Here is a 23,177-nt window from a genome sequence, read left to right on the forward strand (position 1 = left end):
AAGCGTCGTGTCGCTTGCTTGACCGCTTGGCGTCACAGGCGGACAAGAATGACCATGTGCGCCGTCTCGACCCGACGGCGCAGGCAATCGGGAGACTGGGGAAATGAAGAGCTTTTTTTGGGGCGCCGCGGGAATGGCGATGGTAGCTGCGCTGGCCGCTGTACCGGCGGTGGCGAGCGAAGTGGGCGTCAATGCAACGCTATTGGTTGCGGCGGCTGAGGAGGGTGACGCTTCGTCGGCGGGATCGCTGAAGGCGCTGACCTTCGGCAAATGGGGTGTCGACCTCGACGCGCGCGATCCGTCGGTGAAGCCCGGCGACGATTTCGACCGCTACGCCAATGGCGGCTGGTTTGCGCGCACCGAGATTCCGTCGGATCAGGCCTCGGCGGGGGTGGACTATGATGTCTATAACCTGACCCAGCGTCAGCTCCGCGCGGTCGTCGCGGGGGCGCCCGCGGCGAGCCAGGTCGGCGGCCTGTATCAGAGCTTCATGGACGAGGCGCGCGTCGAGGCGCTCGCCGCCAGGCCGCTGCTCGCCGACATCGCCGCAGTCGCGGCGATCAAGGACAAGAGCGAGATGGCGCGCTTCATGGGCGGCACGCAGGGGACGTTCGGTTCGACGATCGTCAGCGGCGGGCCTTACGCGGACACCGCCGACCCAACCGTCAACGTGCTGTGGCTGGGGCAGGCGGGGATCGGCCTTCCCGAGCGCGACTATTATCTGAACGACAGCTTCAAGCCGCAGCGCGACGCGTACCGCGCCTATATCGCGCGGACGATGAAGATGGCGGGCAATGCCGATCCCGAAAAGGCGGCCGATGCGATCATGGCGTTCGAAACCGAGATCGCGAAGGTCAGCTGGGCGATCGCCGACCGCCGCGACATCGGCAAGATCAACAATCCGATGTCGGCGGATGAGCTCGCGGCCTATGCCCCGGGGCTCGACTGGAAGGCGTGGTTCGCGGGATCGGGCATCGCGCCGCAGAAACGCATCATCGTCAACGAAAAGACCGCGGTCCGCGACATTGCGGCGCTCTATGCCAAGACCCCGCTCGACACGATCAAGCTGTGGCAGCAGTTCCATGTCGCCGACAATGCCGCGCCCTATCTGTCGAAGGCGTTCGTCGACAGCCGCTTCGAATATACCAAGGCGCTGAGCGGCGTCGGCGAGCTGCGTCCGCGCTGGAAGCGCGGGCTGACGTTGGTCGATGGCAGCCTTGGAGAGCTGGTCGGCGAAACCTATTCGAAGCAATATTTCCCCGCGAGCGCGAAGGCGAAGATGGAGGTGCTCGTCACCAACCTGAAACTCGCAATGGGCGACCGCATCCGGAACAACAGCTGGATGGCGCCCGCGACCAAGGACGCGGCGTTAGCCAAGCTCGCGAAGATGGACGTGATGGTCGGCTATCCCGACAAATGGCGCGACTATTCGGGGCTGAAGATCGATCCCGCCGACCTCTACGGCAATGTGAAGCGCAGCGCGGCGTTCGAATATGCCTATGCGCTGTCGGATCTCAACAAGCCGGTCGATCGCAAGAAATGGTCGATGAACCCGCAGGAAGTGAACGCCTATAATGGTGGGCTCGAGAACAAGATCGTCTTCCCGGCGGGTATCTTGCAGGCGCCGTACTTTAGCGAGAACGTCGACGATGCGGTCAACTATGGCGCGATCGGCGCCGTCATCGGCCATGAGATCACGCATGGCTTCGACGATCAGGGGCGCAAGATCGACGCCGAGGGCGCGGTGCGCGACTGGTGGACGCCCGAGGATGCGGCGCGTTTCGACGCCCAGGCCAAGGCGTTCGGCGCGCAATATGCGACTTATGAGGCGGCGCCGGGGTCGTTCATCAACCCCGAGCTGACGATGGGTGAGAATATCGCCGATCTGGCGGGGCTCGAGGTCGCCTATGACGCCTATCGCCGGTCGCTCGGGGGAAAGCCTGCGCCAGTGATCGACGGGCTGACCGGCGACCAGCGCTTCTTCCTCGCTTTCGCGCAGGCGTGGCGGACGAAGCAGCGCGAGGACGCGATCAAACAGCAGGTCGCGAGCGATCCGCACAGCCCCGCACGCTGGCGCATCATTGGACCTGTGCGCAACGTCGATGCGTGGTACAAGGCGTTCAGCGTCGCCGCGGGCGCCAAATATTATCTGAAGCCCGAGGACCGCACGCGGATCTGGTAGTCCTGAGACCCCTTTCTCAGGATTGGGCGGGGGCGGCTTCGTGCCGTCCCCGTACCGCCATCACGGCCAGCGACAGCGCCGCGCCGACAATGACGAACAGCGCGGGAAAGCCGCCGAGCACCGACATCATGCGGATGCCGTCGATCCCGCCGCCCGCGACCAGAACGATTGCGACCAAGCCGACGGTGATGCCCCACACCGCCTGAACCCACAGCGGGGCCTCGGGCGCGTCGGGCGTAATGCCATGCGTCGACAGCGCGCTCATCGCCGAAACATTGGCGTCGGCGCCCGCGACATAGGACAGGAAGATCGCGAACAGCACGATCCCGGCAACGACGGGGCCGCCGCCGAGCGCGCTGAACAGCCGGAACAACACCGGATCGGGGCCTTGCGCGGTCAGGATGGCATAGAGGCTGGCGCCGCTCTGCTGGTCGAACGCGATCGTCGCACCGGCTATCGCCGTCATCCACACTGCGCCGAACAGCGACGGCAGGATGAGGTTGTACATAATGAAGGCGCGGACGCTGTACCCCACCGCGAGGCGGCCAAGGAAAAGCGCGGTCACCGGCGCCCACGCGAACCAGTTGGCCCAGTTGAAGATCGTCCATTGCCGGTGCCAGCCGGTATCGACGTCGAGGCCGAGGTTGCGAGGGATGAAGGTCTGGAAATAGTCGGCGGTGCCGCGCAGCGACAGGCCGATCATCTCGGCGGTTGGCCCCGCAATCAGAACAAAGGCGATGATCGCGAAGAACAGCCAGGTGTTGAGCACCGAGAGGCCTGCGATGCCCTTTTGCAGGCCCGTCGCGGCGGAAATCAGGAAACTGGCGACGATCGCTCCTGCAATCGCCCAGCGTAGTGGCGTGCCGCCGTCGAAGCCGCCGATCCCCTCGACCCCGCCCGCGAGCGCGAGCAGGCCGGCGCCGAGCGACGCCGCCATGCCCGCGACCAGCGCATAAAGGCAGATGATGTCGATGCCGGTGCCGACCGGGCCATGCGCGCGCCGGCCGATCAGCGGAACGAACAGCGACGACAGGCTGAAGGGTTCGCGGCGGTTATAATAGACGAGCGCGAAGGCGAGGCCCGCGACGGTGTAGATGGCATAGGGCGTCAGCGTCCAATGCAGGAACATCGTCGACATGGCGAAGGTCGCCGCCGCATCGCTGCCCGCCTCGAGCCCCAGCATCGCGGGCGGGTCGTTGAGGTGGAAGAGGGGTTCGGCGGCGCCCCAGAAGAGGATGCCGGTGGCGATCGTCGTGCAGAGCGTCACCGCGAACCAGCGCCATCGGGTCAATATCGGCTTTGCGGCTGGGCCGCCAATGATCCGCCCGCCGAGCGGCGAAACGGCAATGCCCGCAAGGAGCGCAAGAAAGCCGATCCCCGCCCAGGCGAAGAGCGGGGAGAAATAGCGCAATATCCAGTCGTTGATCGCCGTCTCGGCCGCGACGACAGCGGCCCCTTGCCAAAGGCTGAGGACAACGGCGGCGAGAAGCACGGCGAGCGGCGTGAAAAACACCGGGCGATTGAGGGGATGCTTCGGAGATGCTGGCAAATGATCGGCCGATCGGACATGGTCAGGAGGATCAGCATGACGTTTGCCCCGCTCGAGGTCAAATCGGGGAGGTCAATTCGGGGCGGGAACGGCCCATCGGGCAAAGCGTTGGATCGGCAGAGATGTGATGTGAAGGAGAAGCTTCGATGACCAGAAATTTGATGGCGGCCACCGCCGCGCTCGCGCTGCTCGCCTCGGGTCAGGCGGCGGCCTTCCAGACGCCGGCCGATACGGCGACGACGGCGAAACCGATGAAGGACGGCACCACGGCCGAAGAACGGTCGAACACCGCCCGGCTCAACGCCGAACAGGCCGCGCGCGCCAGGTCCGACAACACGGTCTATGCACAGGAAGTGTCGGCGGCGCAGCAGCAGGTCGCACACGACCAGCAAGTGTTCACCGAGGAAACCGCCGCTTATGAGGCTGAGAAGGCGCGCGTCGCCGCGATGTCGGCCGAAGAGCGGATGAAATGGGAAGCCGACGCTGCTGCGTGCAAGGCCGGCGACACGACCCGCTGCGCCGCGCCGACGACAACGCCGCCGCGCTAAGGCGTCAATATTCGGCGGGCACCGGTTCCGCTGTCGTGTCGGGCGGTGAGGGATCGCCGGTTGGCGCGGCGGCGAGTCGGCCTTCGTCCATCGCCGCTGCGGGTGGCTCCGGGTCGGGAAAACGGCCGCCATATCGATAGTCGTCGTCGGCATCGGCCAGGATCGGCGGGTCGACGTCGATCGCCCCCAGTTCGCGAAAAGCGTCATCACGCATCCTGTCGTCGCGATGCGCCCGCAGCCGCATCGCGACGCCGTAGCTGTCCGCGCAGTCGAGGCACGGCGCGGCCCCGCTGCCCTGCGGCGCCAGCGCGTCCGGATTGGCGCTGAGGTTCGAATAGGATACGGGCTCGCCGGTTCCGCGGCCCAATCGCGTCCCGACGGCCATTTCGCCCAGCAAAGCCCCGCCGGTCACCCCGGCGAGCGCGAGCGCCCACCAACGGAACAGGCGCGCACCCGTGCGGCGACTCGCAGCGAAAGATAATTTCCTCGCCATCGGTCAATTTGGCCATGAACATGCGCCGGATGCAAGCCCGGCGCCATGATATTGCCCCGCAGCCGGCCATTCGTCGACGGATCGACGCGCTTCGTCTGTCAATCGAGCGGCTGTCCGCCCCGATCGATCCAAAGGCGATTCTCATGACGTCCAGGGGGTATCACCCCTTTGCGGGATATCGGAAGACGGTCTCCCCGGTCCGCCAACCGGTATCCCGCATCCTTTTTGAAGAGAGGACTCCCCCATGGCGAAATTTTCTTTCCTGCTGGCAGCGCCGGTTGCGCTGGGCGGTTTTGCGGTTCCGGCCGCGGCCGAAGACGATGGCGAGCGGCATACCGTCGTCGTGCGTTACGATGACCTGAACCTGTCGAGCGCCGACGGCCGCGAGCGGCTGAACGCCCGCGTCAAATTTGCCGTTCAGAAAGTGTGCGGCACCCGTCTGCACTACCGGCAGGGCCTTCGCGAACGTGCCGTTGCCAATCGCTGCGAGGACAGCGCGATGGCCGACGCCGATGTGAAACTGGCCGGCCTGTTCAACGGCGAAAGCGCCCGCCTGGCCGATCGCGGCCGGATTGTCGTCGCCGCCGCGCCCTGACCAACCCCGCCGTATGTTTGTCCCGAAAGGCGGTCATGCCCTTGCGGCATGGCCGCTTTTTTTGTTCAGGCGTGCATGATAGCCTTTACATCGTGGAGATAGGTGCGTCCGATGCGGTGGACGCCGCCTTCGCCCAGGTCGACGCTCCACGCGCCGTCGCCATGGTGCTTCAATCCGACGATGCCTTCGCGGCGGATCATTTTCGACCGGTGGATGCGCATGAACTGATCGGGGTTCATGCGCGCTTCCAGCGATTTGATCGTCTGATGGATCAGCCAGCTGCGGCCGCCGACATGCAGGCGCATATAGTCGCGCTCGGCCTCGATCAAATCGACCTGTCCGGCATCGATGCGCAGCATCTCGCCGCGGTTCTGGACCCAGAATTCATTGATCCATCTGCTTTTTTGCGCCGGCGCACGCTCGGTCGCGCGCCATTCGCGCACGCGCGACAGCGCGCGGGCGAGGCGGTCGGGCGACACGGGCTTGAGCAGATAATCGACCGCGGCAACGTCGAACGCCGCCACCGCATAACGGTCGAAGGCGGTAACGAAGACGACCGCGGGTGGGTTGTCGAGCCCCTCGATCGCCGCGGCGACCTCCAGCCCGTTGAGATCGGGCATCGCGATGTCGCAGAGCACGAGGTCGGGCGCGAGGGCATCGACCATGCGGAGCGCCGAGGCGCCGTCGCTCGCGGTGCCGACGAGCGAGACGCCGTCTTGTTGCCCGGTCAATATCTGCAATCGTTCGATCGCCAGCGGTTCGTCATCGACGATCAGGGTGCGAAGAGTCTGGATCATCAGCAAGCCTCCCGAGCTAATGGCAGCCACAGCGATACGACAAAGCCGCCGTTGTCCGAAGGACCCCATTCGCATCCTGCGGTGGGGCCATAGCGGGTCAGCAGGCGTTCGCGCACATTGCCGAGGCCGAGGCCGGTTCCCGAGGCGGGGGCGGGTGCCTTCGGATCGATGTCGTTTTCGATGCGCAGCACCAGCAGGCCGTATTCGGCGCTGGCGGTGAGGCGGACCGCGATCTTCCCCTTGCTTGGTGCGACGCCATATTTGATCGCATTCTCGATGATCGGTTGCAGGATCAGCACGGGAACGCAGGCGTTTTCCAGCTCTTTCGGCATGGCGACTTCGACCTGCAGGCGATCGGGGAAGCGGGTCTGCTCGATGTCGAGATAGAGCCGCTGGAGCGCAATTTCCTCGTCGAGACTGACGAGCTGCTCGGGATCGACCGCGAGGCTCGATCGCAGGAAGGACGCGAGATTCATGATCATCGTCTCGGCCTCGCTCTTCGATCCCTTGAGCACGAGGGTCGACAGCGAATTGAGCGTGTTGAACAGGAAGTGCGGATTGACCTGGTAATGCAGCGCGCGGAGCTGCGCGGTCTGTGCCTCCATTCGGAAATGGTTGGCGCGGCGTTCGAGAGCCCGCATCTCGTTGGCATAGCCGAACGCGACATAGAGCGCGGCCCAGACGGCAAAGAAGAAATACCAGCGGATCGAGCTGTCGAGGATCAGCATCGTTTCCCACGCGACCGAATATTTCGACTGCATTTCCTCGACGATCTTGGCGCTGTCGGAAACCGGAAACCAATAATAGAAAACCATCAGATTGACCGTGGCATAGATGATCACGAGCGGGACCGCGGCGCCAAAGGCCGCCGCCAGCCGGGCGCCGAAACTCTGGGGCTGGGCGCGCTGGAGCAGTTGATAAAGGACAAAGGTACACAAGATACCGGCGACGACGACGATCGCGCGGCGGCCGGCGGACGGCCATTGCTCGGGCACGCCGGTCAGCATCGCGAGCACCGAGGTGATCAGGAAATAGATCGCCCACATCGCGATGATCGATCCAATCGCGACCCGGGGGTTCACGCGGGCGTCGGAGGCGCGCCAGTCGGGCGCCGCTGCCAACATTTTCGCGCGCTGATCGCGCAGCGCATCCTTGCGGTTTGAGATATTCATTATGCCTGCTTTAGCGCCAAATACCGATCGATGGCTAGCGGGCACCGGACCGCCAGTCGAAGCTGCGCGCACCTTGGTCGAAAGCAGAAGGCCGGTCAGCCCGCCGGTTGCGGCAGTGCGCGGCGCCAGTTGCCGCGCCGGTAGATCGCCATCGCCATCGCCAGCGAGGCGAGCGACGAGAGCGGAAAGCTCCACCAGAGGATGTCGCTGCCCACCGCCGGATAACCGAAATAATAGATGCCAAGGCGGATCGGGAACATCGACAGGAACAGGATGACGAGCGGCGGCACGACCGAGCCGTTGGCGCGCAGCGTACTGATCAGCACGATCGTCGTGCCGAAGGGCAGGAAGGTCCAGGTCGCGATCAGCTGGATATTGCGCGCGACCTCGATTGCCGGGCTTTCGCTGCCGAGGAAGAGCGCGAGCGCGGCGCGGTCGAAAGCCAGGAGCAGGGCGATCAGGACGCCGGTCATCGCAAGATTGATCGCGATGCCGCTGTTCGTGACACTCGATACGCGGTCCCAGCGTCCGGCGCCGATATTCTGCGCCGCCATCGAGCTGACCGCGGCGCCGACCGCGAGCGCGGGCATCTGGATGTAGTTCCACAGCTGCAATGTCGCGCCATAGGCGGCGGCAGTGACGAGCCCTTCGCGATTGACGAGCCCGACCATGACGAGCCCGGCGCCCGAGATCACGAGCATCTGCGCGCCCATCGGCAGGCCGCGCCCGATGATGAAGCGCAGCTCCGACCATTTGGGAAGCAGGTAGGACAGTTCATGTCCGCGCAGGCGCAGCACGTGGTTCTTGGCGTAGAACCAGCCGATCATCCCCGCGAGGCTGATCGTCCCCGCGACGGCCGTGGCCAGCGCGCTGCCCGCGATGCCGAGGCGCGGGAAGGGGCCGAGGCCGAGGATCAGAACGGGGTTGAAGACGATGTCGAGCACCACCGCGAGGATCATGAAGCGGAGCGGCGTCACCGCGTCGCCCGCGCCGCGCGAGGCCATCATCAGCGTCACCGACAGCATCGAAGCGGGAACCGCGAGGAAGGTGACGCGCAGATAATCATGCGCGAGCGCAAAGGCTTCGGGCGGGGTTTCGAGCCAGCGCAATATCTGGTCCGACGCGAACCAGCCGACAATCGCGATGACGACCGAGAAGATGAGCGCGAGGCCGATCACGCCGCCGGTCGCGCGGCGCGCGGCGTCGATATCGCCGCGGCCCATCGACTGGCCGATCAGCACGGTCGCCGCCATGCCGAAGCCGAAGAAGGCGCCGAACATCAGGAACATGATGATGTTCGCATTGGCGGTTGCGGCGAGCGCGCTTTCGCCGAGGAACTGCCCGACCCAGATCGCGTTCACCGAGCCCGAGAGCGTCTGGAGGATGTTCGACGCGAGCGTCGGCAGCGCGAAGAGGATCAGCGTCTTGGTGATCGGCCCGTGGGTCAGGTCCATGCGCCCGTCGCGCGCGGTCTGGCGCGGCGGGATCGGCCCTGCGGCGGGGTCGGCCGCCGCGGCGACCGGAGTCGGCGTGACGGGCGCCTCTTCGCTCAACCCAGCCGCGCCAATGCGGCGGTCAGGCGGTCGGCCTCGGCCTCCTTGGCGGCGTGGTCGGCGCGCGCCTTTTCGACCGCTTCGGGCTTGGCGCGTTCAACGAACGACGGGTTGTTCAGGCGTCCCGCAAGGCCGTCGCGTTCCTTCGCCGCGGCGGCGAGCGCTTTGGTCAGCCGGTCGCGTTCGGCCGCGATGTCGATGACGCCTTCGAGCGGGACGGTGATCGTCTCGCCCTCGACGACGAGCTGGGCCGATGCGCCCGCGGGTGCGGGGTCGAAACTGATGGCTTCGAGGCGCGCGAGGCGATCGAGTTGCGCCGCGAGCTTGTCGGTGCGGCCCTTGAGCGACGCCGGGAAATGCGCGGTGAGGCGCGCGCCCGGGGGCAGGCCGAGTTCGGCCTTTGCGGTGCGCAGCTCGCTGACGAGCTTGATCAGCCAGTCGATGTCGGCGCTGGCGTCGGCATCGCGCACCGCTGCTGGCGCAGGCCATTTCGCGGTGATCAGCGGATAATCGGCACGGTCACCGAGCCCCGTCCACAGCTCTTCGGTGATGAAGGGCATGAAGGGGTGGAGCATGACAAGGATCTGGTCGAGTACCCAGCCCGCGACCGCTTTCGTCTCGTCGTCGATCGCGCCCTTGATCAGTTCGAGATACCAGTCGCAGAAGCGGTCCCATGCGAAGCTGTAGATCGCGTTCGCGGCCTCGTCGAAGCGATAGGCGGCGAAGGCGGTCTCCATCGCGGCGACGGTCCCGGCGACCTCGCCGATGATCCATCGGTTGACCGGCAGCGTCGCGGCGGGCGCTTCGAAGCTGGTCGACGCCGAAATGCCATTGGCTTCGCAGAAGCGCGCGGCGTTCCAGAGCTTGGTCGCGAAGTTGCGATAGCCCGCGAGGCGCGCGTCATCCATCTTGATGTCGCGGCCCTGGCTTTCCATCGCCGACATGAAGAAACGCAGCGCGTCGGCGCCGTACTGGTCGATCAGCCCGAGCGGATCGACGACATTGCCCTTCGACTTCGACATCTTCGCGCCATCGGGCGCGCGGACGAGGCCGTGGAGATAGAGCGTCTTCCACGGCACGTCAGACATGAACTCCATCCCCTGCATCGCCATGCGCGCATCCCAGAAGAAGAGGATGTCGAAGCCGGAGACGAGGACGTCGTTGGGGTAGTGGCGCTTCAGAAGCTCGGTGTCGTCGGGCCAGCCCAGCGTGGCGAAGGGCCAGAGGGCGGAGGAGAACCAGGTGTCGAGAACGTCCTCGTCACGATGCAGCGCGATTTTCGCACCGCCATACGAGATGTAGCCCGCAAGCCGCCGGTCTCCCGGCTCGTTCACTTCATCAGCGATGACAACTTGTGCGTCGGACCCATAATATTCGGCGGCCTGATTGAGCGCTTCGGCCTCATTTTCTGCCACGAATATTTTCCGGCGATCAGCAGAAGAAGGATTTAGGCTGTAATGCTCATCGCCGTCTTTGACGGGCCCATACCAGGCGGGAATCCGGTGACCCCACCAGAGCTGGCGCGACACGCACCACGGCTGGATATTTTCCATCCAATTGAAGAAGGTCTTTTCCCACGTCTTGGGGACGATGTTGATGCGCCCGTCGCGGACTGCGGCCATAGGCGGCTGCGCCAGCGTTTCGGCGTCGACATACCATTGGTCGGTCAGCCAGGGTTCGATCACCACGCCGCCGCGGTCGCCGAACGGCGTCTGGATCGTGCGCGGCTCGGCGTCATGCTCACCGCCGTCCTTGTCGGTGTGCGGGATGAGGAAACCCTGCTCCTTCATCCGCTGCACGACCAGTTCGCGCGCCCCGTCCTTGCCATCGCGCTTGAAGCGGTGGAGGCCGAGATATTCGGCGGGGATCAGCCCGTCGGCGGTCTGGATGACGTTCGCATCGCCATCGAGCATGTTGAGCATCTCGCCGGCCTTGAACCCCGCGCGCTTGCCAACGTCGAAGTCGTTGAAGTCGTGCCCCGGGGTGATCTTCACCGCGCCCGACCCCAGCTCGGGGTCGGCATGTTCGTCGGCGACGACCTTGAAGCGGCGACCGGTGATCGGCTGGAGGATGTCCTTGCCGATCACGCTCTTGTAGCGCGCATCGTCAGGGTGCACCGCGACCGCCATGTCGGCGAGCATCGTTTCGGGGCGCGTCGTTGCGACCACGATATGGTCGCGCCCATCGTCGAGCGTCACGCCGTCGGCGAGCGGGTATTTGAAGTGCCAGAAGCCGCCCTGAATCTCGTGCGTCTCGACCTCGAGGTCTGAAATCGCGGTCTTGAGCTTCGGGTCCCAGTTCACGAGCCTTTTGTCGCGGTAGATCAGACCTTTTTTGTGGAGGTCGACGAACACCTTGACCACCGCGGCGGTGAAATGCGGGTCCATCGTGAACTGCTCGCGGCTCCAGTCCATCGAGCAGCCGAGGCGGCGGAGCTGGCCGGTGATCTGGCCGCCGCTTTCGGCCTTCCACTGCCACACCTTGTCGATGAAATCCTCGCGGCTGTAATTGGTGCGCTTGTCCTGCCGCTCTTCCATCTGGCGCTCGACCACCATCTGCGTCGCGATGCCGGCATGATCCATGCCGACGACCCACAGCGCGTCCTTGCCGCGGAGGCGCTCGTAGCGGACGAGCACGTCCTGCAACGTGTTGTCGAGCGCATGGCCGATGTGCAGCGCGCCGGTGACGTTCGGCGGTGGGTTGACGATCGTGAAGGGTGTCGCATCGGGACGCGCGGGGCGAAACAGCCCGCGGCTTTCCCATTCATGGGCCCATTTCGCCTCGATAGCGGCGGGATCGAACGTTTTTTCCATCGGCATAGCCGGGCGCCTTTGCCAGCCGGGGCGCGAGGCGGCAAGGGGGTGATCGCTTAAACGGTCGCTATCTCTCGTCACCCCGGACTTGATCCGGCATCCCGCTTTTCCGTCTTGGAAGGAAAAAGCGGAACCCCGGATCAAGTCCGGGGTGACGAGGTAAGGAGAGGTTGGTCTATTTCTTCAGATGGCTGCCCAGCCAGTTGAACACCGTCTGGTGCCACTGGACGCTGTTCGCGCCCTTCAACACCCAATGATTTTCGTCGGGAAAGACGAGCAGCTGCGACGGAATATTCCGGCGCTGAAGCGCGGTGAAAGCCGCAAGACCCTGGCTGTAGGGGATGCGGAAATCCTTCTCGCTGGTGATCACCAGCATCGGGGTTTTCCACTTGGCCACATGATTGACCGGGTTCCACTTTTCAGGATCGGTGCGTTCCCACCACGGACCGCCATGATCCCATTCGTCGAACCATAGCTCCTCGGTCTCGAACGCCATCGCGCGCAGATCGAACACGCCGTCGTGCTGGACGAGGCATTTGAAGCCGTCGGTCCACTGACCCGCGATCCAGTTCATCATGTAACCGCCATAGGAGGCGCCGAGCGCGCAGGCGTTGGTTATGTCGAGCTGTGCATCCTGCTTGCCCGCCGCGGCGAGGCCGAGCTTCAGATCCTCGAGCGGCTTGCCGCCCCAATCCTTGTTGATGCTGTCGGTGAACGCCTGACCGTAACCCGTCGAGCCGTGGAAATCGACGGTGACGACGCCATAGCCCTGCTGCGCGAACACGCGCGGGTTCCAACGTGTCGACCAGCTGTTGCCGAAGCTCGACTGCGGGCCGCCGTGGACGATGAAGGCGACCGGCAGCTTCTGGGCCGGGCTGACGGGCTTGACGATCATGCCCCACACCTTGTCGCCATTCGCGCCCGCGAACTGGACGCGGTCGAGTTCGACCGCGTCATACTCGGCGAGGCGCGCGGCGTTGACCGCGGTGAGCTGCTTCACCTTGCCCTTGGCATCGCGGACGAACAGGTCGGTCGGCGCGAGCGCGCTGTTGCGCGAATAGAGGAGGGCGCCGCCGGGAAGCGGCGCAACATCGCCGATATTGCCGTCGAAGGCCTCGTTCGACGCCTTGAGCTTCTCGACCTTGCCGCTCGCGGCATCGACGCGGAAAACGGGGTGGTCGAGCGTGTCCTGCGCGGTGACATAAAGCGACTTGCCGTCGGGCGCCCACGCGATCGAGCCGACCGAGCGGTCCCACGCGTCGGTGAGCTTCTTCGTCTCGCCGCTTTCGAGATTGCGCAGCATCAGCACCTGCCGGTCGGCTTCATACCCCGGCCGTGCCATCGCGGCATAGGCGAGCCATTTGCCGTCGGGCGAGGGGGTGGGGAGGGTGTCGGTCGCCTGATTGTCTTGCGTCAGGTTCGTCGGCATCATCCGGCTGTCGACCAGCCAGCTGTAGATATCGAGATTGGTCGACATCGGCTCGTTCCGGTCGGCCTTGCGCAGCGTGAAAAAGACCGTGCGGCTGTCGGCGCCCCACGCCAATTCCTCGCCGCCGCCGAACGGCTTCGACGGGCTGTCGCCGATCAGGCCCGCGTCGACCGGGCGCGCCGCGCTGGCCTTGCCGCCTGCGAGGTTGAAAACGAACGGGCGGCTATAGGTGCCGGGGGTTTCCCACTCGTCCCAGTGGCGGACGAAGCCCGCGCCATCCTTGTACAGACGGCCGCTGCCCGGGCCAGGGAGCGCGCCCTTGTCCTTGGCGTCGCAGCCGAAATCGGTGCATTCCTTCGCGATATCGCCCCACGCGAGCAGTTTCGCCGCGTCGGGCGAGATCTTGAAGCCCGACACGTCGGCCTGGGTGTCGGTCACCTGCGTCGCCGCGGCGCCCGCCTTGGGATCGATCCGCCATACCTGGCTTTTGCCCGAAGCGTTCGAGAGGAAATAGAGGATGCCATCCTTGTCGAAGGCGGGCGCGGTTTCATTCTTGCCCGCGGTGTCGGCGATTTGGGCAGACTTTGCGTCCTTCGCATTGCGGTCGACGAGCCACAGCCCGGTCGAACGCTTGTACGTCGCACCCTCGGTCTCGGTCATCTGGAACACGACCCATCGCCCATCGGGCGATGCGGTCGGCGCGGCGACGCGCTTCAAGGTCGCAAGGTCGACCTCGGTCATCGGCCGGGCGAAAGCGGGGGTGGAAAGAGCGGCGGCGAGCGCGATCGCGCTGGACAGGATGTGGTTTCGCATGAAAGCGGTTTAGCGATGCGCCGCGCGGGTTCAAGGATGAACCGACCGGGATCGCCTCGATTCCCCGCTGCCGCTGAAAATCGGGGCTTGGCGATAATAAATCAAACCTCTCTGGCGCCGCCGCGTCCGATGCGCCATCGGGCCGCGTTCAAGGAGATATCTGTGGCGAAGCCGGATTCGAGTCGGATTTTTTTACCGCTGCTGGCGGGCGCGAGCCTGCGCGACCGGGTGGTCGCCAGCGTGGGCGCGCTCGTCGGGATCAGCTTTGCCGGCCTGATCTGCGCGGCGATGTTCCCGGTCACGATGCCGTGGATCATCGCACCGATCGGCGCGTCGGCGGTGCTGCTGTTCGCCGTGCCCGCGAGCCCGCTCGCCCAGCCCTGGTCGATCGTCGGCGGCAACGTCATTTCGGGCATCTTCGGCGTGGTCGTGGCGCAGGCGATCGGCGAGCCCGCCTTCGCGGCCGCGCTGGCGGTCTCGACCGCCATCTTGATGATGTCGCTCGCGCGCTGCCTGCATCCTCCGGGCGGCGCGGTCGCGCTCAGCGCGGTGCTCGGCTGGCAGAGCTTTTCGGGACATGTCGCCGATTTCCTTGTGCCCGTGCTCATCAATTCGCTCATCCTCGTGGGCGTCGGCATGCTGTTCCACCGTTTTTCGGGGCACAGCTATCCGCATCGCGCGCGGCCCGTCGACGGCAAGGCGGTGCCGCAGGAGCCGGTCGGGCTGTTGATGGACGATATCGACGGCGCGCTTGCCGATCTGGGCGAAACGTTCGATATCAGCCGCGAAGATCTCGCCTTGCTGCTGGCGCGCGCCGAGGCGCACGCCGCGGAGCGCGTCGCCAAGGCGCAGCTTGCCCTGGCGGGCAGCAAGCTTGCGGCGGAAAAAGCGAAAAAGCGGAAGCCCGAAAAGGTCGGTTCCTAACGGACGATCGCGCCGCCCTTCATCACATGGTCGATCTTTTCGAGCACGGTGATGTCGGCGAGCGGATCGGCCTTCACCGCGATGAAATCGGCATAGCGGCCGGGCAGGATCGCGCCGACGTCGCCGCGCCCCATTTCCTCTGCCGCGCGCCCGGTCGCGGACTGGATCGCCTGCATCGGCGTCATCCCATATTTGACCATGTTGCGGAACTGGCGCGCGTTGAGCCCGTGCGGATAGACGCCCGCGTCGGTCGCATAACCGATGTTGACGCCCAGCTCGACCGCGCGGCGGAAAGCGGCGCGCTGCGCATCGGTCGTCTCGCGGTTCTTGCGCAGATATTCCTCGGGCCAGCCCTCTTTCGTGCCGACCTCGTCGATATAGGTGCCGTTGTAGATGTCCATCGCGAGCCAGGTGCCGTGCTTTTTCGCAAGCTGCAGCGTCGCCTCGTCGGCCAGGCTGGCATGTTCGATGCTGTCGACCCCCGCGTTGATCGCGTTCTGGATGCCGATCGCACCGTGCGCGTGCGCGGTGACCTTTTTGCCCCGCGCATGCGCGACCTTCACGACCGCGCGCAGCTGCTCGACGGTCATTTCGGGCGCGCCGGGTTCGGTGCCGATCGCGAGCACCGCGCCCGTCGCGATCGTCTTGATGAAGTCGGCGCCATGGTCGAGCAGGTACGTCGTCTTCGCGGCCGCTTCCTCGGGCGTCGCCGCGACGCCGAGGCGCATGTCGGGGGGCAGCTGTTCGTTCGGAACCACGCCGTTGAGTTCGCCGCCGCCCTTCGGGATGGTGAGATAAGCGCCTGCGACCCACATGCGCGGCCCCGGCACGTCGCCGCGCTCGATCGCATTGCGCAGCGTGACGTCGGTCAGGCCGCGATAGGTGCCGACGTCGCGCACGCTGGTGAAGCCCGCGCCCAGCGTGACGCGCGCGTTGCGCGCGCCGACGAGCGCGGTTTCGGCGGGCGATGCCTTCATTGGTGCGGCAAGGTCGGCGCTCTGGCCGAGATCGGCGAGATGGGTGTGGAGATCGATCAGGCCGGGCAGGACGGTAAAGCCCGACCAGTCGACGACCCTCGCGCCATCGGGCGCCTTGCCGCACGCGCCGACCGCCTTGATGCGCTCGGCCTCGACGGTGATGCACTGGCCGGTACGGACCTCGTCCGAGACGCCGTCGATCAGTCGCCCGGTTTGGACATAGAGGGTTTCGGCCGATGCGGGCGCTGCGGCGAGTGCCGCCGCGAGCGCTGCGGCGAGTGCCGCCGCGAGCGCTGCGATCAGCCGGCCGCGCCGAACGCGTCGCACTGGCGCGGATCCCCCGATTGCAGGCCGCGGCGCAGCCAGCTCATGCGCTGTTCGCTCGTGCCGTGGGTAAAGCTTTCGGGCACCGGCCGCTGCCCCGCCGAGCGCATCAGCGTGTCGTCGCCGATCGCGTTCGCGGCGCGCATCGCTTCTTCCATGTCGCCCTCTTCCATGACCGGCTGGCCCGCGCTGTTTCTGGCGCGCGCCGCCCAGACGCCGGCGTAGCAATCGGCCTGAAGCTCCATGCGGACCTGCAGCGCATTGCCTTCGGCCTGCGAGGCGCGCTGTTGCGCGCGGCGGACCTGATCCGAAATGCCGCTGATCGTCTGGATATGATGGCCGACCTCGTGCGCGATCACATAGGCTTGTGCCGCGTCGCCCGCGGCGCCGAATTTCTGTTCGAGTTCGCGGAAGAAGCTGGTGTCGAGATAGACGCCCTGGTCGGCGGGACAATAGAAGGGGCCCATCGCCGAGCTTGCGGCGCCGCAGCCCGAATTGCGCGTCGATTGTTCATAGAAATTGAGCGTCGGCTTGCGATAGCCGGTGATCAGACCCTCCCACACCGTATGCGTCGATCCGAATACGTTGCACGCAAAGCGTTCGCTCGCGGTATCGCAGGCAACATTGGCGCCGCTACGGCTGTCCACGGCCGGATCGGCGGTGCCGCCGCCGCTGCTGAGCATATTGGCGCCGGGACCGAGAAGGAAGAAAGCGGCCGCACCGATCAGCAGGATCGTGCCGCAACCCATCTTGCGCCCGAGCAGCATCGGCAGAAATCCGATGAGAAGCCCGCCGAGACCGCCGCCCCCACCGCCGCCGAAACCGCCGCCGCTACCGCGGCCCAGGTCGCGGATGTCGTCACCGGGATCATAGTCGTCGAGGCGCATGGGGCTTCTCCACCGGTAAATGGTCGTCTCGGCGCGAGTGTTACAGCAGCGCCGGGCAATTGGAAGGGGCTTCGCATATAATCGAGCCATTGCAATAGGCTGTGTTGCGGTGCACAAATCTTGCACCCGCCAATCAAGGATCCCCCGAGTCCATGCCACGCCGTGCCGCCCGCGCCGCGCTTCCGCTTCCCGACCTCGTCGTGCTTGTCCTGCAGGGCGGCGGCGCGCTCGGCGCGTTTCAGGCGGGGGTGTATGAGGCGCTGATCGATCTCGGCATCGAGCTCGACTGGGTGGCGGGGATTTCAATCGGCGCGGTCAATGCCGCGATCATCGCAGGGAACGAACGCGATCAGGCCGTGGGCAAGATGCGCGAATTCTGGGAAGGCGTGTCGTCGGAGCTGCCCTCGCTGCCGACGGTCGACAGCGACTGGGCGCGCGAGTGGACGCATATGGCGGCGGCGGGGCAGGTCGCGGCGTTCGGCGTCCCCGGCTTCTTTACCCCGCGCTTCCCGCCGCCCGCCTTTGCCGAGCGGCAGACGCCCGAAGCGGTCAGTTTCTACGACACCGCGCCGCTGGCCCAGACACTCGACCGGCTGGTCGACTGGGACCGGGTGAACAACGGCAAGGTGCGGCTGTCGGTCGGCGCAGTTGCGGTAGAGACCGGCAATTTCCGCTATTTCGACACGAAGCTCGAAACGCTCGACGCGCGGCATATCCTCGCCTCGGGCGCGCTGCCGCCCGGTCTGCCGCCGGTCGAGATCGACGGGACATGGTATTGGGACGGCGGCCTCGTGTCGAACACTCCGCTCGAACATGTCGTCGAATCGGCGAACGAGGATATGCTGGTGTTTCAGGTCGACCTGTTCCCCGCGCGCGGGGATCGCCCGCACGACATGGAAGAAGCCTGGTCGCGCGAAAAGGACATCCGCTTTTCCAGCCGGACGCGCCGCATTTCGGACGGACTGGTGCGGCGGCGCAAGGAACACCGGCTGATCGACCGGATGCTGCAGAAATTGCCGCTCGAGTTCGCCGACCTGTCCGAGGTCAAGGCGGTGCGCAAGATGGTCGACTGCAAGGCGCTCAACGTCGTCCAGTTGATCCACGAACCGCCGTCATGGCAGACCGGCGCGCGCGATTTCGAATTTTCGCGCTCGACGATGGAGGTCAATTGGGCGCTCGGTCGCGACGCGGTCGAAGCCGCGATGAAGGACGGTCATCTGCTCGCCGACAGCATCGCCGAAGGCCGGTCGGACAGTTTTGCGGTGCAATCGAATGCATTGCGACCAAAGACCGAACCCGACGTTTCCTGAATCTCCCCACCGAAAGGACTATCGCATGCGCCTCACAGGAAAGACCGCCCTCGTCACCGGATCGACCTCGGGCATCGGGCTCGGCATTGCCAAAGCCTTTGCCGCCGAGGGCGCGTCGATCATCATTAACGGGTTCGGCGATGCCGACGCGATCGAGGCCGAGCGCAAGGGGCTGGAAGCGATCAGCGGCGGGAAGGCCGCCTATGACGGCGCCGACCTGACGAAGCCCGAGCAGATCGAAGCGATGTTCCAGCGCGCCGAGAAGGATTTCGGCGGGGTCGACATTCTCGTCAACAATGCGGGCATGCAGTTCGTGTCGCCGGTCGAGGATTTCCCGGTCGAGAAATGGGACATGATCATCGCGCTCAACCTGACCGCCGCGTTCCACACGATCCGCCATGCCGTCCCCGTCATGCGCAAGAAGAAATGGGGGCGGATCATCGCGACGGCGTCGGCGCACTCGCTCGTCGCCTCGCCGTTCAAATCGGCCTATGTCACGGCCAAGCACGGGCTCGCGGGCCTCACCAAGACCGTCGCGCTCGAGGTCGCCGATGCCGGGATCACCGTGAACTGCATCAGCCCCGGCTATGTCTGGACGCCGCTCGTCGAAAACCAGATTCCCGACACGATGAAGGCGCGCGGCATGACGCGCGAACAGGTCATCAACGATGTGCTGCTGGCGGGCCAGCCGACGAAGCAGTTCGTGACCGTCGAGCAGGTCGCGGCGATCGCATCCTTCCTGACCCGCGACGAGGCCGCCAACATCACCGGCGCGAACCTCAGCGTCGACGGCGGCTGGACGGCCGCCTGATCGGCTGCGCCCTTGAGCTATTTCCTTCGCCCTCCTAAGGTTAACGCAACCGGACCGGGGAGTGACGGAGAATGAGGGGTCGTACCAATTTGATTTTAGCCCTGATGATGGGCTTGACTGTCAGCGCCTGTCGAACGGTGCCGCCAGTGCCGCCGTCGGCCGCCGATGCTCCGGCGGAGACGGGCACATGGCGCGGCACCGCGACAACGCAGGACAAGGAGCGCATTCGCAGCTGGTACAGCAGCTGGCAGGCGGCACTGGCCGATGCCCGCGCGAAAGGCTTTGGCGCCGACATCGACCGCGAAGGCGTGCTGCTGCAACCGATGGCGGCATTGCCCAATCCGCATCTGCCCGCCGGCGATTACCGGTGCCGGACGGTCAAGGTCGGGGCGCAGGCGCGCCGCGATCTCGCCTATATCGGCTATGGCTGGTTCCGGTGCCGCGTCGCGCCCGAACAGGGACTGTCGAGCCTGACCAAGATCTCGGGGTCGCAGCGGCCCGTCGGCCTGATCTTTCCCGACAATCTGAAGCGCCAGATTTTTCTCGGCACGCTCGAACTCGGCGACGAGAAGATGGCGGTCAATTACGGCAGCGACCGGATGCGCGACATGGCGGGGCTGATCGAGCGGATCGGCGACAATCGCTGGCGGCTCGTGCTGCCCGCACCGGCCTATGAATCCTTACTCGACGTGATCGAACTGGTCCCGGCGAGCTAAAAGACAACAGGGGAAACAGCATGCGAATTTTGTGGACGAGCGCAGCCGCGCTGGCTCTTGCTGCGCCCGCCGCGGCGCAAACGCTCGGCGGCGAGGTCGAAAAGCAGATGCCGTCGCTGATGGCGATCTACAAGGATTTGCACGCCAATCCCGAGCTCAGTTTCATGGAAGTCCGATCGGCGGGCATCCTCGCCGCCGAGGCGCGCAAGCTCGGCTTCAAGGTCACCGAAAAGGTCGGCGGTACCGGCATCGTCGCGGTGATGGAAAATGGCCCCGGGCCGGTTGTGCTGGTACGCGCCGACATGGATGGCCTGCCGGTCACCGAGCAGACGGGGCTGCCCGGCGCGTCGAAGATACGCGTGACCACCAAAGAGGGCGTCGAAACCGGCGTGATGCATGCCTGCGGACATGACACACATATGACCGCATGGGTCGGCGTCGCGCGGCTGATGGCCGCGAACAAGGCCAAATGGTCGGGTACGCTGGTGATGATCGGCCAGCCCGCCGAAGAGCGCGGCGCGGGTGCGCGGATGATGCTCGCCGACGGACTCTATACGCGCTTTCCCAAGCCGGAGTATGTGCTGGCGTTCCACGACGCCGCACAGTTCCCGGCAGGCAAGATCGGCTACACGCCGGGCTATGCGCTCGCCAATGTCGACAGCGTCGACATCACGGTGAAGGGCGTCGGCGGACACGGCGCCTATCCGCAGACAACCAAGGATCCGATCGTGCTCGCGAGCCGCATCGTCGGTGCGCTCCAGACGCTCGTCTCGCGCGAGATCAGTCCGCTCGACAGCGCGGTGGTGACCGTCGGCAGCTTCCATGCCGGGGCGAAGCATAATATTATTTCGGACGAAGCGAAGCTCCAGCTCACCGTTCGCAGCTATAGCGACGAAGTGCGCGATCATCTTCTCGACGGCATCGCGCGCATCGCGAAGGGCGAGGCGATCGCCGCGGGGATGCCCGACGACAAGATGCCCGTCGTGAGCGTCGACAAGAATGAATATACGCCCTCGACCTTCAACACCCCCGAATTCACCGAAGAGATGGCGGCGTATCTGAAAACGAGCTTCGGCGCCGATCGCGTCGTCCAGATGCCTCCGGTGATGGGCGGCGAGGATTTCAGCCGCTTCGGGCGCGAGGACAAGAGCATCAAAAGTCTGATCGTCTGGGTCGGCGGGGTGCCGCAGGCCGAATATGACGCGGCGAAGAAGGAAGGGCGGACCTTGCCGAGCCTTCATTCGCCCTTCTGGGCGCCCGATGCGCCCGCGGTGATTTCGACCGCGACCGAGGCGCTGACCGCGATGACGATGAAGCTGATGGCGAAGGGTTAAGAGACACCGAACCCGGCGGGGGCACCAACTCGGCATTTACCTAGCGGCGCTGCCGTTTCCCAAATAAATTGGGATGGACCTGCTCGTGAGGCTGTGGTGAGCAAAGGACATGTCGTTCAATGAACCTGCTCCCGGCTTGTCCGCATGCCTCACTGACCGGGAAATGGAAATTCTGCGCCTGTTGGTCGCTGGACATACCGTAAAGACCATCGCAGCGCGTCTGGGCCGTTCGGAAACGTCGATTAACGAGCGTTTGCGCTCCGCCCGCCGCAAGACGGGTGTCGGCAGCAGCCGCGAATTGGCGCGCCTGCTGGACCTCCAAAAAACTTGTGACGAAAATATCGATCTTTCGAGAGAGCGCCCCGCCGTGAAGGACTTGGCGCATGCCGCGACCGTCGGGGTTCGCGGTTCGAAAGGAATGATCGTCATGCTCATCGCAATACCCATGGCCGCTGCCGGATTAATGGTCGCAGTCGCCCCTTCGGCCGATCAGGTCGAAACACCGAACGCCGTTTACAGCGCTGCATCCAAGCCGGTGCCGCTGGTCGGAAGCTGGTCGCTGGACGCATCGCTCATGCCGGAAAAGGAACGCCCTCAACGGGTCACGATGACGTTCCGTCCATCGCAAGATGGCAAATGGACAACGCGTGTCGAAATCGTCGCGCCCGACGGCTCCAGCAGGCATTCGGAATCGACCGCCGCTCTTGACGGCGTCCCCGTACCGATCACCGGAAATATGGATTTCATCGACAGTGTTGCCTTGCGTCAGCCGGCGCCGGACACATTGGTCATGACACTGGGAAAGGCCGGGGCGCGGGTGTCGACGCGCGTCTACACCGTCGCCAAGGATCTGAAATCCATGACCGAAACGATTGTCTGGTCCAGCGACAATCGTCAAAAATTGGAAACGACGCGTTTTAATCGCATCGATTGATCGCGGGTCGGTTTGCACCGCCGGCATCGCGTGGCGCTAACATACCAATCAACCCTGACGCCCCGCGCGTTCCGCAAAGTTGCGGACTTCGCACGCGCGCAGACAATGCCCCTCCCACTTCGACCGCCCGGGCTTGCCCCCGGGCGGTCGCCTTGTCCTTTTCGCGATGCGGAAACGTGCCGCGCGGTGGCAATCCATATCTTTTTCATTCCTCCTTGAAGGCGGCAAAGCTGCCGCCGCGGCCGGCGCCTTCGGTAAAGCGTTTGGCCCCCGCCGCCGCGCCTTCGCGGAGCGCGGCAACCCCGGCATGCGCTTCGTGTGCGAGCGCGCCTTCGATGTCGAAATCCCACTGGCGATACGCGCTGAGCCGGTCGCTGTTCATGCAGATTTGCGGGAAGGCGGCGATCTGTTTCGCCAGCTCGATCGCGGCGACAAGCGCCTGGCCGTCGGCAACGACGCGGTCGGCGAGGCCGATGCGCTGCGCCTCGTCGGCGGCAACCGGGCGGCCGGTCAGGATCATGTCGAGGGCGCGGCCCTGGCCGACGATGCGCGGCAGGCGCACGGTGCCGCCGTCGATCAGCGGCACGCCCCAGCGGCGGCAATAGACGCCGAACACCGCGCTCGTCGCCGCGACGCGCAGGTCGCACCAGAGCGCGAGTTCGAGCCCGCCGGCGACCGCGTGTCCTTCGACCGCGGCGATCACCGGCTTGTCGAGCAGCATGCGCGTCGGTCCCATCGGCCCGGGGCCATCGGGGTCGTAGCGCGACGTGCCGACCGCATTGAGGTCGAAGCCCGCGCAGAAATGCCCGTCGCTGCCGGTCAGGATCGCGACGCGCGCATTTTCGTCGGCGGCGAAGGCCGCGAAGGCATTCCGCAATGCGACGGCGGTATCGGGATCGACCGCATTACGGCGCGCCGGGCGGTCGATGGTGACGATCGTAACGGGGCCATCGCTTTCGACAAGCACGCTCATGCAAACCCTCCTCTTTCGTTCATCGCAGCGTGCCGGGGCGCCG

General features: G+C 65.4%; 19 protein-coding genes. 9 read left to right on the forward strand and 10 right to left on the reverse strand.

Going from position 1 to position 23,177, the window contains the following annotated elements; genetic code table 11:
- Positions 1 to 103: 103 nt before the first annotated feature.
- The gene (locus J2X38_RS08490) at positions 104 to 2,182 is read left to right on the forward strand and encodes a M13 family metallopeptidase (protein WP_310253146.1); all 2,079 of its coding nucleotides are present in this window, start codon (positions 104 to 106) and stop codon (positions 2,180 to 2,182) included.
- 16 nt (positions 2,183 to 2,198) lie between these two features.
- On the opposite strand, the gene J2X38_RS08495 is transcribed toward J2X38_RS08490, so the two are convergent.
- The gene (locus J2X38_RS08495) at positions 2,199 to 3,695 is read right to left on the reverse strand and encodes a BCCT family transporter (protein WP_310253148.1); all 1,497 of its coding nucleotides are present in this window, start codon (positions 3,693 to 3,695) and stop codon (positions 2,199 to 2,201) included.
- Between the two features lie 182 nt (positions 3,696 to 3,877).
- Here J2X38_RS08495 and J2X38_RS08500 point away from each other — a divergent pair, with 182 nt between their 5' ends.
- Positions 3,878 to 4,279 carry a hypothetical protein gene (locus tag J2X38_RS08500; protein ID WP_156419681.1) on the forward strand — a complete coding sequence of 134 codons (402 nt, stop codon included), beginning with the start codon at positions 3,878 to 3,880 and terminating at the stop codon, positions 4,277 to 4,279.
- 4 nt (positions 4,280 to 4,283) lie between these two features.
- Here the strand turns inward: J2X38_RS08500 and J2X38_RS08505 are convergent, their stop codons facing one another.
- Complete coding sequence (locus J2X38_RS08505; protein WP_058538085.1) at positions 4,284 to 4,772, reverse strand: hypothetical protein; 489 nt, start codon at positions 4,770 to 4,772, stop codon at positions 4,284 to 4,286.
- Positions 4,773 to 5,016: 244 nt separating this feature from the next.
- On the opposite strand from J2X38_RS08505, the gene J2X38_RS08510 reads away from it, so the two are divergent.
- A complete protein-coding gene (locus J2X38_RS08510; RefSeq protein ID WP_310253152.1) occupies positions 5,017 to 5,367 on the forward strand; it encodes a UrcA family protein in 351 nt (116 codons plus the stop codon).
- 65 nt (positions 5,368 to 5,432) lie between these two features.
- On the opposite strand, the gene J2X38_RS08515 is transcribed toward J2X38_RS08510, so the two are convergent.
- The 5 genes from J2X38_RS08515 to J2X38_RS08535 form a co-directional block, all read right to left on the reverse strand.
- Positions 5,433 to 6,164, reverse strand: coding sequence for a LytTR family DNA-binding domain-containing protein (locus tag J2X38_RS08515; protein ID WP_056374183.1), 732 nt, complete (start codon positions 6,162 to 6,164; stop codon positions 5,433 to 5,435).
- Positions 6,164 to 7,336, reverse strand: a complete 1,173-nt coding sequence (locus tag J2X38_RS08520) for a sensor histidine kinase (RefSeq protein ID WP_058538233.1) — start codon at positions 7,334 to 7,336, stop codon at positions 6,164 to 6,166. Before J2X38_RS08520 ends, J2X38_RS08515 begins: the two co-directional genes overlap by 1 nt.
- Positions 7,337 to 7,431: 95 nt before the next feature.
- Entirely contained in the window at positions 7,432 to 8,790 is a 1,359-nt protein-coding gene (locus J2X38_RS08525; RefSeq protein ID WP_405053455.1) for an MATE family efflux transporter, read from the reverse strand.
- 95 nt (positions 8,791 to 8,885) lie between these two features.
- On the reverse strand, positions 8,886 to 11,708 hold the full coding sequence (locus J2X38_RS08530; protein WP_310253159.1) for a valine--tRNA ligase: 2,823 nt from the start codon (positions 11,706 to 11,708) through the stop codon (positions 8,886 to 8,888).
- A gap of 169 nt (positions 11,709 to 11,877) precedes the next feature.
- Complete coding sequence (locus tag J2X38_RS08535; protein ID WP_310253161.1) at positions 11,878 to 13,944, reverse strand: S9 family peptidase; 2,067 nt, start codon at positions 13,942 to 13,944, stop codon at positions 11,878 to 11,880.
- A gap of 162 nt (positions 13,945 to 14,106) precedes the next feature.
- Between J2X38_RS08535 and J2X38_RS08540 the strand changes: the two genes are divergently transcribed.
- Positions 14,107 to 14,868, forward strand: coding sequence for an HPP family protein (locus J2X38_RS08540; RefSeq protein ID WP_310253163.1), 762 nt, complete (start codon positions 14,107 to 14,109; stop codon positions 14,866 to 14,868).
- On the opposite strand, the gene J2X38_RS08545 is transcribed toward J2X38_RS08540, so the two are convergent.
- Both J2X38_RS08545 and J2X38_RS08550 read right to left on the reverse strand, forming a co-directional pair.
- Positions 14,865 to 16,172, reverse strand: coding sequence for an amidohydrolase family protein (locus J2X38_RS08545; RefSeq protein ID WP_310253165.1), 1,308 nt, complete (start codon positions 16,170 to 16,172; stop codon positions 14,865 to 14,867). The two genes, J2X38_RS08540 and J2X38_RS08545, sit on opposite strands and share 4 nt — an antisense overlap.
- Positions 16,145 to 17,056: a neutral zinc metallopeptidase gene (locus tag J2X38_RS08550; protein WP_058538080.1), complete on the reverse strand. Its 912-nt coding sequence runs from the start codon at positions 17,054 to 17,056 to the stop codon at positions 16,145 to 16,147. The genes J2X38_RS08545 and J2X38_RS08550 overlap by 28 nt, the downstream gene beginning before the upstream one ends.
- Positions 17,057 to 17,208: 152 nt before the next feature.
- On the opposite strand from J2X38_RS08550, the gene J2X38_RS08555 reads away from it, so the two are divergent.
- The 5 genes from J2X38_RS08555 (at position 17,209) to J2X38_RS08575 (ending at position 22,161) form a co-directional block, all read left to right on the forward strand.
- Positions 17,209 to 18,366, forward strand: coding sequence for a patatin-like phospholipase family protein (locus J2X38_RS08555; protein WP_310253168.1), 1,158 nt, complete (start codon positions 17,209 to 17,211; stop codon positions 18,364 to 18,366).
- 25 nt (positions 18,367 to 18,391) lie between these two features.
- A complete protein-coding gene (locus J2X38_RS08560; protein ID WP_310253170.1) occupies positions 18,392 to 19,177 on the forward strand; it encodes a 3-hydroxybutyrate dehydrogenase in 786 nt (261 codons plus the stop codon).
- A 104-nt stretch (positions 19,178 to 19,281) separates the two neighbouring features.
- Complete coding sequence (locus J2X38_RS08565) at positions 19,282 to 19,893, forward strand: DUF4893 domain-containing protein (RefSeq protein WP_310253172.1); 612 nt, start codon at positions 19,282 to 19,284, stop codon at positions 19,891 to 19,893.
- A gap of 20 nt (positions 19,894 to 19,913) precedes the next feature.
- A complete protein-coding gene (locus tag J2X38_RS08570; RefSeq protein WP_310253174.1) occupies positions 19,914 to 21,227 on the forward strand; it encodes an amidohydrolase in 1,314 nt (437 codons plus the stop codon).
- 109 nt (positions 21,228 to 21,336) lie between these two features.
- Entirely contained in the window at positions 21,337 to 22,161 is an 825-nt protein-coding gene (locus J2X38_RS08575; RefSeq protein ID WP_310253177.1) for a helix-turn-helix transcriptional regulator, read from the forward strand.
- A 205-nt stretch (positions 22,162 to 22,366) separates the two neighbouring features.
- On the opposite strand, the gene J2X38_RS08580 is transcribed toward J2X38_RS08575, so the two are convergent.
- Positions 22,367 to 23,134: a crotonase/enoyl-CoA hydratase family protein gene (locus J2X38_RS08580; RefSeq protein ID WP_310253179.1), complete on the reverse strand. Its 768-nt coding sequence runs from the start codon at positions 23,132 to 23,134 to the stop codon at positions 22,367 to 22,369.
- Positions 23,135 to 23,177: the final 43 nt, after the last annotated feature.

It is taken from the genome of Sphingopyxis sp. BE235 (assembly GCF_031457175.1).
In the GTDB taxonomy this organism is placed as follows: Bacteria; Pseudomonadota; Alphaproteobacteria; order Sphingomonadales; family Sphingomonadaceae; genus Sphingopyxis.